14 protein-coding genes are annotated in these 13,261 nt (G+C 53.0%); 7 read left to right on the top strand and 7 right to left on the bottom strand.

The genetic code is table 11. The features are described 5' to 3' along the window. Positions 1–32: 32 nt before the first annotated feature. Positions 33–602, bottom strand: a complete 570-nt coding sequence (locus YERSI8AC_RS11375; RefSeq protein ID WP_223827952.1) for a hypothetical protein — start codon at positions 600–602, stop codon at positions 33–35. Positions 603–778: 176 nt separating this feature from the next. On the opposite strand from YERSI8AC_RS11375, the gene YERSI8AC_RS11370 reads away from it, so the two are divergent. The 5 genes from YERSI8AC_RS11370 to YERSI8AC_RS11350 all read left to right on the top strand — a co-directional run bounded on the left by YERSI8AC_RS11370 (position 779) and on the right by YERSI8AC_RS11350 (position 7,259). Continuing rightward, positions 779–2,677 carry a type IV pili methyl-accepting chemotaxis transducer N-terminal domain-containing protein gene (locus YERSI8AC_RS11370; protein WP_022523561.1) on the top strand — a complete coding sequence of 633 codons (1,899 nt, stop codon included), beginning with the start codon at positions 779–781 and terminating at the stop codon, positions 2,675–2,677. Beyond that, positions 2,677–3,345: a two-component system response regulator NarL gene (gene narL / locus YERSI8AC_RS11365; RefSeq protein ID WP_022523562.1), complete on the top strand. Its 669-nt coding sequence runs from the start codon at positions 2,677–2,679 to the stop codon at positions 3,343–3,345. The genes YERSI8AC_RS11370 and narL overlap by 1 nt, the downstream gene beginning before the upstream one ends. A gap of 238 nt (positions 3,346–3,583) precedes the next feature. Continuing rightward, positions 3,584–5,176, top strand: a complete 1,593-nt coding sequence (locus YERSI8AC_RS11360; RefSeq protein ID WP_027959365.1) for an antiporter — start codon at positions 3,584–3,586, stop codon at positions 5,174–5,176. 72 nt (positions 5,177–5,248) lie between these two features. Further along, positions 5,249–5,707 carry a universal stress protein gene (locus YERSI8AC_RS11355; RefSeq protein WP_022523564.1) on the top strand — a complete coding sequence of 153 codons (459 nt, stop codon included), beginning with the start codon at positions 5,249–5,251 and terminating at the stop codon, positions 5,705–5,707. 58 nt (positions 5,708–5,765) lie between these two features. After that, entirely contained in the window at positions 5,766–7,259 is a 1,494-nt protein-coding gene (locus tag YERSI8AC_RS11350) for an MFS transporter (RefSeq protein WP_159176766.1), read from the top strand. 138 nt (positions 7,260–7,397) lie between these two features. Here the strand turns inward: YERSI8AC_RS11350 and YERSI8AC_RS11345 are convergent, their stop codons facing one another. Continuing rightward, a complete protein-coding gene (locus YERSI8AC_RS11345; RefSeq protein WP_159176765.1) occupies positions 7,398–7,814 on the bottom strand; it encodes a MarR family winged helix-turn-helix transcriptional regulator in 417 nt (138 codons plus the stop codon). A gap of 126 nt (positions 7,815–7,940) precedes the next feature. On the opposite strand from YERSI8AC_RS11345, the gene YERSI8AC_RS11340 reads away from it, so the two are divergent. Beyond that, positions 7,941–8,507 carry a YIP1 family protein gene (locus tag YERSI8AC_RS11340; protein ID WP_138801002.1) on the top strand — a complete coding sequence of 189 codons (567 nt, stop codon included), beginning with the start codon at positions 7,941–7,943 and terminating at the stop codon, positions 8,505–8,507. An 82-nt stretch (positions 8,508–8,589) separates the two neighbouring features. Here the strand turns inward: YERSI8AC_RS11340 and YERSI8AC_RS11335 are convergent, their stop codons facing one another. Next, positions 8,590–9,021, bottom strand: coding sequence for a DUF488 domain-containing protein (locus tag YERSI8AC_RS11335; RefSeq protein ID WP_159176764.1), 432 nt, complete (start codon positions 9,019–9,021; stop codon positions 8,590–8,592). A 425-nt stretch (positions 9,022–9,446) separates the two neighbouring features. On the opposite strand from YERSI8AC_RS11335, the gene YERSI8AC_RS11330 reads away from it, so the two are divergent. Further along, entirely contained in the window at positions 9,447–9,806 is a 360-nt protein-coding gene (locus tag YERSI8AC_RS11330) for an Atu4866 domain-containing protein (RefSeq protein WP_081742520.1), read from the top strand. Positions 9,807–9,854: 48 nt separating this feature from the next. On the opposite strand, the gene YERSI8AC_RS11325 is transcribed toward YERSI8AC_RS11330, so the two are convergent. The 4 genes from YERSI8AC_RS11325 to YERSI8AC_RS11310 form a co-directional block, all read right to left on the bottom strand. Continuing rightward, on the bottom strand, positions 9,855–10,094 hold the full coding sequence (locus YERSI8AC_RS11325) for an AraC family transcriptional regulator (RefSeq protein WP_236557446.1): 240 nt from the start codon (positions 10,092–10,094) through the stop codon (positions 9,855–9,857). A 114-nt stretch (positions 10,095–10,208) separates the two neighbouring features. Further along, entirely contained in the window at positions 10,209–11,519 is a 1,311-nt protein-coding gene (locus tag YERSI8AC_RS11320; protein ID WP_022523570.1) for a TRAP transporter large permease, read from the bottom strand. Beyond that, positions 11,512–12,060, bottom strand: a complete 549-nt coding sequence (locus YERSI8AC_RS11315; RefSeq protein WP_022523571.1) for a TRAP transporter small permease subunit — start codon at positions 12,058–12,060, stop codon at positions 11,512–11,514. The genes YERSI8AC_RS11320 and YERSI8AC_RS11315 overlap by 8 nt, the downstream gene beginning before the upstream one ends. Before the next feature lie 89 nt (positions 12,061–12,149). Beyond that, positions 12,150–13,247: a C4-dicarboxylate TRAP transporter substrate-binding protein gene (locus YERSI8AC_RS11310; RefSeq protein WP_159176763.1), complete on the bottom strand. Its 1,098-nt coding sequence runs from the start codon at positions 13,245–13,247 to the stop codon at positions 12,150–12,152. Positions 13,248–13,261 lie beyond the last annotated feature (14 nt).

Here is a 13,261-nt window from a genome sequence, read left to right as displayed (position 1 = left end):
TAAGAATGAACAGGTGAGACTCATAGGCGGCGTTACTCGGGTGACTCTACGAAAAGCCACAGCAGCAGCATTACCATAAACAGAGGGATCAACAGGCTAAGTGGCGCCGCACGCCAACCATAGGCTTGGACTACCAGAGGCGCCATCCGCAAGGAAAACCCTACCCCCGCCGCTAAAGCCAGAAAAAGGGCGACACAAAGACTCACCCAACGACCAGGCATCCAGCCTTTGGCGTGGGCGATGCCCGTCGTAATCACCGCACCTCCCAGTCCAAGCCCAGCCCCCACTAACAAAAACTCCCACGGTCGGCTAGCCATCCCAAACCCGCCCAGCGCCAACGCTAGCCCCAGTAATAGCCATTGCATCAAGCGGCAGGTGTCTCCCCGCCTGGCGATATACCAAGCCGGCCAAGCCAACAGCACACCACTACTCAACGGTACCAGCACATAGAGGGGTTGTTTTGCGAGCAGGGCATAAAGTGTCCAGCCAGCCACCGCTAAAGCGCTTGCCAGCGGCATCAGCAGCATGGCTACCAGCAACTGATAACCATTTACTGGCTGTTTTGATGTCTCCAACGTGGGAGGCGGCACAGATGATGGCATGGCGTTTCCCAGCGAGGGTATAAAGACATCGGAAGACATGTAAGAATTGTCTGTAAATACTGGGCGTAGGTCAAAAGGCATCGGAGGTAGACCGGCTAACCCCAAAGGAATAGCCCTCGTATCGAAATGCAGACAGTGCCACACTCCCTTACCTCTTCCGCGCTATCGGAAATGCCATGAAATTACTTCAGCGCTCCCTGGTTGCTCGCATCATTGCGTCCTTACTTGCCATTAGCGGGATGGCACTCATCAGCATCACCCTGACCATGGCAATGTCTAACAGCAGCCGTGGCGATGCTGCCGCGATTAATGTCGCTGGCTCACTACGCATGAATGCCTATCAAATCATGGGGGCACTGCAACGCCTGGAGTATGCTCCAGAGGAGACTAGCGCAGAACAGCTCGAAGGACTGATTTCGAGCTTCGATCAACGTTTGTATGGCACAACGCTTCAACAAACGATCCCCATCGATGATCGTCACGAGCGCCGCCGTCAACTGGAAAAACTTCAGATCTACTGGCAGCACACGCTTCGTCCGGCACTAGAGGCACCGTCCCCAGCCACTGCGCTTGACCTCGATACGCTAGAAATGATGATCGTGGCGATGGTCAATGACATTGAAGTGCTGGTGACCTATTTGGAAGAGAGCACCGAGGCCAAGGTGCGGCTGCTGGGGATGATGCAAGTGCTCTTTCTTGTACTGATCGCTATAGTGGTCTCGATTGCCCTCTACGATGTTCGCTTCAATCTGGTAGTACCTTTGCGTCAACTGATGGTTCTGGCCCGCGAGGCGGCACAGCGTAACTTCAAGCCACGCTCCCAGCTCCGCGGCAGCGACGAGTTGGCTTTGTTGGGCCATACCTTTAACAAGATGTCTGCCGAACTGGCAACAAGCTACGCCGCATTGGAAGACAAGGTGTCGCGCAAGCAGCAGGAGCTTGAGCGCAGCAATCAGGCGCTGCAGGTAATGCACGATGCCAGCCGCTCGCTGTATGGAGGCGGTAACGACCTCTGTTCTAGCGCAGCGCCCATGTTACGCGAACTGGAAAAGCTGCTGGATATCGGGCCAATACGGCTTTCCCTAAACGATCCTTTCGACCAACGGGAAATGCCGGTTTTAGAAACCCACTCGCGTACCCGACCAGAGTATTGCCGTGACCAGGATTGCCACGCCTGCCTGATCGATCCTCGCCCCTTGGAGATGGTGGCCAATAACCAGTCACAGTGCTTGCTACTGCCTATTAGCGTAGGCGATACGCTGCTAGGCACCCTGGAGGTGTGGTATCCCCAGGAGCGGCTCAACGATAGCACCCGTCGGCTGCTCACCATGTTAGCCGACCAGCTCGCCACGGCGGTGTATCTGCAGCGGCGTATCGAGGAGCAGCAACACGTTACGCTGATCAACGAGCGAACCATCATTGCGCGGGAACTTCACGACTCTCTAGCCCAATCGCTCTCTTATCTCAAGATGCAGGTCGCCCGACTCGAACGCATGCAGCAGAAAGAAGCTACCCGAGAAGTACAGTCTGCGGTATTCGACGAGCTGCGTACCGGCTTAAACAGCGCCTATCGTCAACTGCGTGAGCTACTCACCACCTTCCGACTCAAACTAGAGGGGCCAGGGCTGCAATTTGCCTTACGCCAGACCGTCGATGAGTTTAGCCAGCGCATGGGGGTAACGGTCGAGCTTGACTACGATGTGCCGCCTTACCTACTTAACCCCAATGAAGAAATTCACGTGCTGCAGATCATTCGCGAGGCATTGGCCAATACCCACAAGCATGCCCAAGCCCACTGGGCTGGGGTCACTGTGCGTTTCGCCGATGCTCGCCTGCTAGTGCGTATTGAGGATGACGGCATAGGCCTGGAAGACGATAGCTCGCCACCTATGCACTACGGTTTGGTGATCATTCGCGACCGTGCCACTACCCTGAACGGGGAGCTAAGCATCGCCAATCGCCCCGCAGGAGGTACTGGTATTGAGATACTCTTCACTCCGTTGACCGCTCGCTTAATTCAGCAGCAACCTGTTACGGCTACCCCCGACTCTCATTTAGGTACAGGGACTTCTTAATGACGCTGACCACTGCCAACGATACACCCGCCAGCCTGATGATTATTGACGACCACCCGCTACTACGGCGTGGCGTGATACAGCTGCTTGAATTAGAAGACGACCTTGAATTGGTTGGCGAGACGGGCAACCCGGAAGAAGGTATTGCACTGGCCCTCAAACTTGAGCCTGACCTGGTTTTACTTGATTTAAACATGCCGGGCGTCAATGGCTTAGAAGCCTTGCGCCGCCTACGGGAAGCCAACTATAGCGGCCGTGTGGTGATGTTCACTGTTTCCGACCATGAGGATGATGTTGTCGCCGCACTGCGCAACGGTGCTGACGGTTACCTGTTAAAGGATATGGAGCCTGAAGACATGGTTCGCCAACTGCGTCAGGCTGCTTTGGGGCGCATGGTCATCAGCGAAAGCCTGACCGCCCTACTCGCTGAAGCCCTGCGTAATCAGCGCAATGCCCCCACCACCCCGGATATTCATAGCCTAACGCAGCGTGAACGCGAAATTCTGCAACAGCTTGCTGGCGGACTCTCCAACAAGCTTATCGCACGCAAGCTGGATATTACCGAAGGCACGGTCAAGGTTCACGTCAAGCATCTGCTCAAAAAGCTCAACTTACGCTCACGTGTCGAAGCTGCCGTCTGGGCAGTCCAGGAAGGTATCGATCACTAATCGATTCTGTGTGGTTACCTCTAAAGACTCCCAGAATACTTTTGCTCTGATCCGCCTTTACCTCCTCTCGATTTTTTCTGTTAAAAATCAATGAATCCAGGCTTTTCAGCGACTACCTCTCAAGAGGTATGTCGCTGTTTTTCATGCTATTTACACCTATTCCCCAATTTCTTCCTCCAGCGTATCTTGCTTTCTAACTGCTAGATGCAGATAGGTTTGATGCCAAGGGGAAAGCGCCATGAGCAAGAGAAATGCCGACATTGAGAAATGGAATGTCGAAGACGCCCAATTTTGGGAACAGGAAGGCAAGCACATTGCCAACCGCAATCTATGGATATCCATTCCCAGTCTGCTGATGGGATTCGCTGTCTGGATGATGTGGGGAATGATTACCACCCAGATGCAGAACCTGGGTTTTTCGTTCACGGTTAACCAGCTATTTTCACTGACGGCGCTTGCCGGTCTAGCAGGTGCCACACTGCGCATCCCAGCATCGTTCATGATCCGCATCGCTGGCGGGCGTAACACCATCTTCCTGACCACCGCGCTATTGATGATCCCCGCAGCCGGCACTGGTATCGCCTTGATGAACCCAGGCACGCCGTTCTGGGTATTCCAGGCTTTGGCGCTACTTTCCGGTATCGGAGGGGGTAACTTCGCTTGTTCAATGAGCAACATTTCCACTTTTTATCCCAGCAAGCAGCAAGGTTACGCCCTGGGAATGAATGCAGGCCTTGGTAATTTCGGCGTCACGACCATGCAAATTGTCATCCCGCTGGTAATGACCGTCGGTATTTTCGGCGCTATAGCCGGTTCGCCGATGGAATTGCAAAGCGCTAGCGGTACGTTGATCGGCAGGATCGAAGCAGGTACCGATACCTGGATCCAGAATGCTGGCTTTATCTGGCTTGTATTCCTGGTTCCATTAGCGTTCGCCGGTTGGTTCGGTATGAACAATCTTCGCACTATTACGCCCAACCCTGGTTCGCCGCTGGCGGCTTTCAGCAAAATATTGGGCCTCTACGGCGTCGGCATGGTAACTGCCATCGTCGGCATGCTGGCTCTCAGCTGGCTTAATATGTGGGTTGCCCTACCGCTAACCATTGTTCTGACTCTGGTGTTGTTGCGCCTGATTCCTGGCGACATCAAGCCCAATATCCAGAAGCAGTTCGCAATATTTTCCAATAAGCACACTTGGTCAATGACCATCCTCTACATTCTGACCTTCGGTTCTTTTATCGGCTTCTCTGCAGCCCTGCCGCTCTCCATCAACGTCATCTTCGGCAACATGATGGAAGCCACTGCCGATGGCACGCTGATTCGCGTGGCCAACCCAGAGGCGCCCAGCGCTCTAACCTGGGCCTGGATAGGCCCCTTCGTGGGCGCCCTGATCCGTCCGCTGGGCGGATGGATCTCCGACAAAGTGGGTGGCTCCATCGTCACCCAAATAATCTCTGCAATCATGGTGGTCGCCTCTATCGCCACCGGCTACGTGATGATGCAGGCCTATAACGCCACCGACCCTAATCAATTCTTCTGGCTATTCCTGCTGCTATTCATTGTGTTATTCGCCGCCAGTGGTATCGGCAACGGCTCTACCTTCCGCAGCATCGGGGTTATTTTCGACCAGCAGCAGAAAGGCCCGGTACTTGGCTGGACCTCAGCCGTCGCTGCCTATGGCGCCTTCATCGCCCCGCGGGTAATGGGCGAGCAAATCCAGGCCGGCACACCGGAACTTGCCATGTACGGCTTTGCGGTCTTCTACGCCATCTGCCTGGTCATCAACTGGTGGTTCTACCTACGCAAAGGTGCCTACGTTAAGAACCCCTAAACAGGGCTTGCTTGTTTACGACCGGAGCCAAGCTCCGGGTCTTCACCCCCTACCCCAATGCGGGAGGACACCATGAAAATCATGATCGCCTATGACGGTTCGCGAAACGCCAAGTTGGCTCTCGCTCAGGTCGTCAACATGTTCCGCTGCAACCAACCTCTGCTGGTACTGGTCGGCGTGGTGGAGAATCCACTCGACGCTACCGATAACAACGAGGCGCTTTTTCAGCAGGAGCACGATGAGGTTAAACGGCACCTTCAAGAGGGTGTGGCATTCGCCATCGGCGAGGGCTTCCAAGCCGAGCAGCTTCTAGCCGAAGGGGATGCGCGCAAGATGTTGCTGCAGGCCACTCGCAAACTCTCGCCAGACCTACTGGTCATTGCCCGCCATAGCCATCAGCCGGACGGCGGCATCATCGCCAAATCGTTGACTTATTTTGTTGATGAACTCGACTACATGACTTTCGGCAGCGTCAGCTCGTTCCTGGCCCGGCGCGCCGAGTGTCCCTTGTTGATCCTACCCAGCCCTTGAGCAGCCCTTACCCCTCCTTTTGGTACAAACCACCTTTGGGACACAGGACGATACGACCATGAAAGTTTCCGCTGTATTCAAGTTTCGCAGCCCCGAAATTCGGGCCTTGCACCTGACCTGGATTGCCTTCTTTATTACCTTTTACGTGTGGTTCAACATGGCGCCGCTCGCGTCGAGCATGCTCAAGAGCGTCGACTGGCTGACCACGGATGATCTCAAACTATTCGCCATCTGCAACGTCGCCTTGACCATTCCCGCCCGCATCATAGTCGGCATGGCGCTGGATCGATTCGGCCCGCGACGGGTGTTCTCGGTGCTCATGGTCACTATGGCGCTACCGGCGTTGGCGTTTGCTTTCGGTAACAGCATGACGCAGCTGCTGGTGGCGCGCCTGGTACTGAGCTCGATTGGCGCCAGCTTCGTGGTCGGTATCCACATGACGGCGCTGTGGTTCAAGCCTAAGGACATCGGCTTCGCCGAAGGCTTCTACGCTGGTTGGGGTAACTTCGGCTCCGCCGTAGCCGCCATGTCGCTGCCAACCATCGCCCTGAGCATGTACGGCGGCCCCGATGGCTGGCGCTGGGCAATCGCCCAAAGCGCTATTGTTATGGCCGCTTACGGTGTTTACTACTGGTTCGCGATTACCGATGGCCCGGATGCCCAGGCTCACCGTAAGCCACGCAAATCCGCTGCCATGGAAGTGAGCTCCTGGGGCGATATGATCAAGCTGATCATCTGGACCATCCCACTGGTCGGCGTACTCGCCATTCTGGTCTGGCGTATCCAGTATATGGGCTATTTATCAGTTACTGGTGCGACCATCGCTTATCTAGCCATTATCACGATCGTCATCTATCAAATTGTCCAGATCCTGCGAGTCAATCTACCGATCCTGCGTAAGGGTGTACCGGAGGATGATAAGTACTCGTTCAACAGCGTGGCGGCGCTTAACAGCACCTATTTTGCCAACTTCGGCGCTGAACTAGCAGTGGTATCGATGCTGCCCATGTTCTTTGAGGAGACCTGGGGCCTGAATGCCGCTACGGCCGGCCTGATCGCTGCATCATTCGCGTTCGTCAATCTGGTGGCGCGCCCCATGGGCGGCATGGTTTCCGACCGCATGGGTAACCGGCGCTTTGTGATGCTGTGCTACATGTTTGGCATTAGCGTTGGGTTCTTGCTGATGGCCATGCTCAATTCGAGTTGGCCACTGATCCTGGCCATTGCGGTGACCATCGGCACCTCGATTTTCGTACAAGGGGCCGAGGGGGCAACCTTCGGTATCATTCCCTCCATCAAGCGCCGCATCACTGGGCAAATCTCGGGCATGGCCGGCGCCTACGGTAATGTTGGCGCGGTGGTTTACCTAACCATCTTTACGTTTGTCACACCGTCGCAGTTCTTCTACATCATCGCGACCGGCGCCTTCATCAGTTGGGTTATCTGCCTAGTGTGGCTCAAAGAGCCAGAAGGCGCTTTTGATGACGAGTACTACGTCTCTTCAGTCGATAGAGACATCGAAGAACAGGCACTGCAGAGTGCTCAGCGCTAATCGTTAGAGTTCTCGGAAGTTCTAGGCACTGTCCAAGATCCAGACAGTGCCTTTAAAAGCCAAAATAGTGACCTTCAGAGCGCACTTAATTAGGAGTCGTGATGTATATTGGTTATATCCAACTTCTTAAGCTCAGCATTAAGTGGGCTTATTCCAACCAGGAAATGGCGTCTCTTCCTGCAAATGACGCAACTCAGGTTGATGAGCTTCAGCGATTTGCGTTACCCGATTCACGCCCTCTTCCAATAAATGCACTTCTATTTGACGGCGATCCTCACGCCCTTGCCGCCGCTCAACCAACGATAGCTGCTCACAGCGGTCAACTAGCGCCACCACCCCATGATGTTTTGATTGAAGCCGCTCCGCTAGCTCCCCCACCGTCGCCCAGTCTCTTCCATAGAAACCACGAAGATGTAGCAATAGTTGATACTGCAAGGGCGTCAGCCCATAGCGGCGACAGATATCTTCACTATGGCGAAGAAAGCAACGCAACCGGTAGCGAAATTGCGACAGCCGCTCAAAGTCGCTTTTATCAAGTGTCTCGGGGTTATTCATTTTTCCGTTTCTCTTAGCTACATACTTAACTATCACTTATTGGCCAATTTATAGCGCCTTTAAAAATACAATATCATACCATGATACAAGCAGCCATTGAGATTATTCCCCCAGGAGGGATCTGCAATGAGAGCACTCACTTTTCTCAAATTACCATTCAACCATCGTGAAGGCTGGAAAGAGTTACAGGCATCTTCCCCCTCCATTCCTTTACTAGCGTGGCTGGTGGTGTTACCCATGTCGCTCTTGCCGCCAGTAATGCTCTATTATGCGGGCACCCATTACGGCGATGCATTTATGGCGGGCTTTGCTGACCGAGAGTGGCGTTTTATCACGACAATTATTTTCCTTGCAGAGATATTGAGTTTTTTCGTTATCGGCTGGGTAATCTACGCTGTAGTCAATGGAACTGATGAGCTATCTATCAGCTATCAAGATGCCTATTTACTTGCCACACTTGCACCACTACCGTTATTCGTCGCTTCATTGGCACTATTGGTACCCAGCTTACTTTTCAACGTAGTGGTTATACTTAGCGGGCTGGGCATCTCTTGCAGCTTGATTTACCACGGCTTACAAGCACTCTGCACCCATCAAAAGTTTGATGTTGCTACTATTTCAGCCACTTACACCATTATGGCTGCCAGTGCTCTGGGGTGGGGTATTTTGTTTGCTGTTATCTGGGCTTATTAAGCCATGAACGTTAGGCGCACTGGCCTACCGGGGCACCAATCCAGTCATCGTCAGCCAAATGATGACGCGTTAAGCAAACGGTCTAACGTTGAGAAGTGGGTAATGTGTGCGCCAGGCAGGGAGATGAGCAAAATTCACGATCACTGGCGTCTTCCTCTTCTAGCGCTGATAGCGCCAGCTCTTTGATTACTGGAAGGTGGGAATCTTCAATTTCACGAGCGGCGGTTAGTAGGGTAACTCGCCCCGCTCGTGCGAATCTCATTAAAGGCAGTAGCTTATCAGGACATGCCTTCAGCTCACTCCTGTAGCGCTCAAGAAAGAGTGATTTACTGATTTTTTGCTGTCGATACTGACGACATAATTGAGATGCAGGCGCTATCTCCGGGTACCACTCATTCAGCGCCAGTAAACTGGGAGACAACCCGCTAGGACATAACCGATCAACCAACACCCGAGTGCCGTTGTGCTCCTCTATCGGCGCATATATACGCTTTAGCATGATTTCATACGACATCGTTTATATACCTCCGCCAGCGCGCGCATGGCTTCAGCGAGTAAAGCTATATAGGTATTAACATAGTAGCAAACTTAGACAGGTTAATAGCCATAGGGATTTGCACCATTCATAACCGGGCGTTGGTCATCACCACGGTGGAACGCCCTCGCTCACCCTTATTTTAATAATAGGATTAGGCAAGGATGCAATAGAATTGTCTCTATGAGCGATTGCTCCCGCTAGTTAAACTTCTCCAGGTATTTTTCATTGTGCGGATTAACACATGACAATTTCAACTAACTTCGTATCAAAAGTTGTTTTATTAACCGGACGACGTTGATACCAGCGACATAGTGGTACGACCTACGGTGAGCCTGTAACTCCGTATGAATATGTGTCCGAGCTATTCAAGCAAATGTGGCATTTAAAGCGAGTGACCTTACATGCAAGACACCAAGCTTCCTATCTACTGGCAACGTGCGATAGTCGTTGCTGGCATTATCACTATTTTCCCCGCCACCACTACGGCTCAAACAGCCCCGAACATAGGAGATAACGCTATGGCAGAACACCCGTATGTTGGCATGTGGGTAACTAAAGATGGCCAAATACGCCACGAACTTTTACCCAACAATCGTTACGATGAAGCCCGTGGTGAGCGTGAAAGCGCCTATCAGGGCCGCTATCAGGTGACAGGTAACTATATCGAATACTGGGACGACACCGGTTTTACCGCTGATGGCGAGTTTATTGATGGCGTGCTCTATCACGGTGGTATGGTGCTATACCGTAACAAAGAGTAGCGCTAAAAAACGAATCACCCGAGCCGGACTTCGCCGCTCAGATGCAGCTCACCTTCGACAACCTGCAGAGTATTCTGGAAGCAGTGGGCGCATATGAGCGGCGAGCTCAAGCAAAATCACCATATCCAGTTTGACCGCGATCGTTAGATAGGGCTCGCTGGATCTCGCCTGCACAATCCGGCCAACCACTGGCATATCAACACTCACGATCGCCGACTGCCCGGCGGACAAAACCTTCTGCTGATTTCCCACGATAATGTATTTAGCGCCCTGCAGAACCAGACACACCAGTGACTTATAGACCGAATGCAACTCGCCTGCTGGCGCCTTCAACACGCATCATGCGTAGACCCGGCACGGACGCCAAGCCATCGCTATTGGTGTGGCGTCTAGCATAAAGCCCTACATTGTATTGGGCAGATAAGTGGCAATAAACGGGAAACAGAAAATAAATACAATGGTCACGACTTCCATCAGGATGAACCAGGAAGCGCCGGAAAAGACATCCGTGAGCGAGGTATCCTTATCCAGTCCGGCAATGACGTACACGTTCAACCCTATCGGCGGAGTGATCAACCCGATTTCACACATCTTGATCGCCAATATACCGAACCAGATGGGATCGAAGCCCAGGCTCGTCACGACAGGAAAGAGAATCGGCAAGGTGATGACCAACATGGAAAAGGCATCCAGGAACATGCCCATGGGGACATATAGCAGCAGAATCAGCGCGATAATCACGATAGCGGGAAGTGGTAAGTCGATCACCCAGCCCGAGATCAACTGCGGAATCTGGATCAAACTCAAGAAGAAACTGTAGACCCCTGCGCCCAGCATGGTCATCATGATCATGACCGTCGTGTTGACCGCATCACGCGAAGAGGTACCAATCGACTGTAACTTGGCCGATCTATCCTGCCGAGAAGCCAGCAGAAACAGGATGGAAGCGACCGCCCCAAGCGAGGCTGCCTCGGTAGGCGTCGCCCAACCCGTATAGATGCTACCCAGCACCACAATGATTAATACCAGTAACTGCCAAGAGCGGCGCAACGAGGTAAAGCGCTTTTTCCAACCAACCCGTTCTCCCTTCGGGCACATATCGGGTTTCAGAACAGAGATGATGAAAACCCCGGCCACGAACACGGCGACTGACAGTATGCCTGGCAGAATACCGGCCACCAGCATCTTGCCAGCAGACACTTCCGTCAATGCCGCGTAGAAGACCAACAATACACTCGGGGGGATCAACACGCCCAGCACACCACCGGCCGCGACACAGCCCGCCGAAAGGCGCTTATCGTAGCCGGCCGCCTTCATTTCGGGTAACGAAATGGAGCCTACCGTTGCAGCAGTGGCCACGCTGGAGCCGGATGTCGCGGAGAAACCAGCGCACGTTAGAATCGTAGAAATCGCCAAACCACCGGGTAAATGCCCGCACCACCGCTTCGCCACGTGAAAGAGCGACTTTCCAACCCCCGCATGAAGGGCAAAGTTACCCATGATGATAAATAACGGGATGACGGTTAACAGGTACGCAGCCGTTTCATCAAAGGCAAAATTCTGCAGGACATTATAGACATAGCTCAGATCCTGAACCATGACGATACCGACAATACCCGCCAGACCCAAGGCTGCGAACACAGGGACACCCAACCCCATGAGCACAAAAATAAGCCCCACGGAAATCAAGCCAAGCAAGCCAGGATTATTCATCAGCAGCCCCAAAGGAAGAATAGATAGCAAGAATGAAATGTAACGTCATTTGTATGAAGGCCAGCAGAAGACCACAAGCAACGATAATTTTTACCCACCAGATAGGCATCTGAACGATTCCCCAGCGGAACTCCTTATCTAGAAACGAGCTATAAGCCCCCTCTATGGTGGGCACGGTAATAGCTAACAGGAAAATAGCCGCAAATAACCAACCAATCCCTTCCCACACCTGCTTGACCGGAAAAGATCTGTTTTCACTTATCAACGACACACGGATATGTTTTTTGTCGTGCTGAGCCCATAACAGGCCCAGGTAAACAATGATTGCCATTGAAACTTCGGAAAACTCGTAAACACCCGGTAGTGGAAAATTGAACAAGCTGCGAGACGTTGCATCGAGTGCAGTAGACAACATCATGAACAGCAGCGCTGCCGCAGCAATGACGCCTGTTACACTCGCCAAGCGCGACTCTATCTTCCGTAATGCAGCTAATTTTTTCACTTCAGCCTGTTTTGGGTCTGTTTTTTCTAATACACCCATCGTGCGTTACTCCAACGGCATGACAAAGCAGTGGGCTGCTATTCAGCAGCCCTGGTGGAATGCAGCTATTTGTGAAGTAGCGCCAGGAATCAGGATATATCCTGATAAATCTCGTAGGGTGTCTTCAGCTCCCCGGTACCATCATGGCGTTCAATGGCTTCATTGATGATTCCCTGCATTTCCTCGCCATCGATACCGGCACCACTTGCCACGTTATTCACCCAGTTATTGACCTGCTCGGGTTGTACCAGGTGACGCGCCCTATCGATTTGCTCATCGTCCCACTTCGAGAATTGAGCGCCCTCAGCCATTGCCTTGCGTACACGGTCTTCCGCGATGCCCGAATAGATTTCCCGGTACTTGCCCTGGTAAATTTCATCGGCCAATTCCTGCATGACTTGCTTTACGTCATCAGGCAATTGATTCCAGACATCGATACCGATCACCGTGGCCGAAGGGCCGTGAGGACCGGCGCCGATTTCGGTGATATACGGCGCGGCTTCATGCAGGGCGTAACTGATTGCGGTAATGAAATCAAAGCCGTAGGCGCCATCCAGCACGCCGCGCTCCAGGGCTGAATAGACCTCCGGTGCCGCCATGGGAATGGCACGCCCTCCCAGGCTTTCCACCACATCCGTGCCCACCCCATAACCTCGAATCCGCTTACCCTTCAGGTCTTCGATCGAGTGGATGGGATCGCGTGTTATCAGCGGGCAGTAATACCAGTTCGTCCAATACAGCACCTTGGATTTATGGCGTGTTTCCCACTCCTCCCGCAACGGCTCATAGCGCAGGTACACATCGCGGCACACCTTCAGTAGGGCATCCGCACGATCCATCTTGTAGTACCACTCGAGGCCACGGGTAACCGGCAAGTCGCTCTGGTAATAACCGGGGGAGATCAACGAAATTTCCGAAATACCATGCTTGATGGCATCAAGGTGGGCACCCGCCTTGTTGAGCGATTGCGCCCAGTAATAATCGATTTCAACGGCACCGTTGGTTCGCTTTTCCAGCTCCTCCAGGAACCACCGATCCAACACCGAAGGAGAAGCGTGTTCGGTCACATAAGAATCATACTTAAGCCGCGTGCTTGTTTGAGCAAACAACGTACTAGGCATCGTTGTCAGCGTCAGCGTGCCACCAATGGAAACAGCACTGATCTTCAAGAAGTCTCTTCTTTTCATGATTAACTCCTGAC

It is taken from the genome of Halomonas sp. 113, assembly GCF_904067645.1.
Taxonomy (GTDB): domain Bacteria; phylum Pseudomonadota; class Gammaproteobacteria; order Pseudomonadales; family Halomonadaceae; genus Vreelandella; species Vreelandella titanicae.
Note: the sequence above shows the minus strand (reverse complement) of the source record. Positions and strands in the feature narration are given on the sequence as shown.

What these genes read in the sequence shown, in the direction of transcription:
- YERSI8AC_RS11350 (WP_159176766.1), top strand. Translation starts at nt 5,766, where the DNA reads ATGAAAGTTTCCGCTGTATTCAAGTTTCGCAGCCCCGAAATTCGGGCC.
- YERSI8AC_RS11340 (WP_138801002.1), top strand. Translation starts at nt 7,941, where the DNA reads ATGAGAGCACTCACTTTTCTCAAATTACCATTCAACCATCGTGAAGGC.
- YERSI8AC_RS11310 (WP_159176763.1), bottom strand. Translation starts at nt 13,247, where the DNA reads ATGAAAAGAAGAGACTTCTTGAAGATCAGTGCTGTTTCCATTGGTGGC.
- YERSI8AC_RS11335 (WP_159176764.1), bottom strand. Translation starts at nt 9,021, where the DNA reads ATGTCGTATGAAATCATGCTAAAGCGTATATATGCGCCGATAGAGGAG.
- YERSI8AC_RS11375 (WP_223827952.1), bottom strand. Translation starts at nt 602, where the DNA reads ATGCCATCATCTGTGCCGCCTCCCACGTTGGAGACATCAAAACAGCCA.
- YERSI8AC_RS11315 (WP_022523571.1), bottom strand. Translation starts at nt 12,060, where the DNA reads ATGGGTGTATTAGAAAAAACAGACCCAAAACAGGCTGAAGTGAAAAAA.
- YERSI8AC_RS11330 (WP_081742520.1), top strand. Translation starts at nt 9,447, where the DNA reads ATGCAAGACACCAAGCTTCCTATCTACTGGCAACGTGCGATAGTCGTT.
- YERSI8AC_RS11320 (WP_022523570.1), bottom strand. Translation starts at nt 11,519, where the DNA reads ATGAATAATCCTGGCTTGCTTGGCTTGATTTCCGTGGGGCTTATTTTT.
- narL (WP_022523562.1), top strand. Translation starts at nt 2,677, where the DNA reads ATGACGCTGACCACTGCCAACGATACACCCGCCAGCCTGATGATTATT.
- YERSI8AC_RS11360 (WP_027959365.1), top strand. Translation starts at nt 3,584, where the DNA reads ATGAGCAAGAGAAATGCCGACATTGAGAAATGGAATGTCGAAGACGCC.
- YERSI8AC_RS11345 (WP_159176765.1), bottom strand. Translation starts at nt 7,814, where the DNA reads ATGAATAACCCCGAGACACTTGATAAAAGCGACTTTGAGCGGCTGTCG.
- YERSI8AC_RS11370 (WP_022523561.1), top strand. Translation starts at nt 779, where the DNA reads ATGAAATTACTTCAGCGCTCCCTGGTTGCTCGCATCATTGCGTCCTTA.
- YERSI8AC_RS11355 (WP_022523564.1), top strand. Translation starts at nt 5,249, where the DNA reads ATGAAAATCATGATCGCCTATGACGGTTCGCGAAACGCCAAGTTGGCT.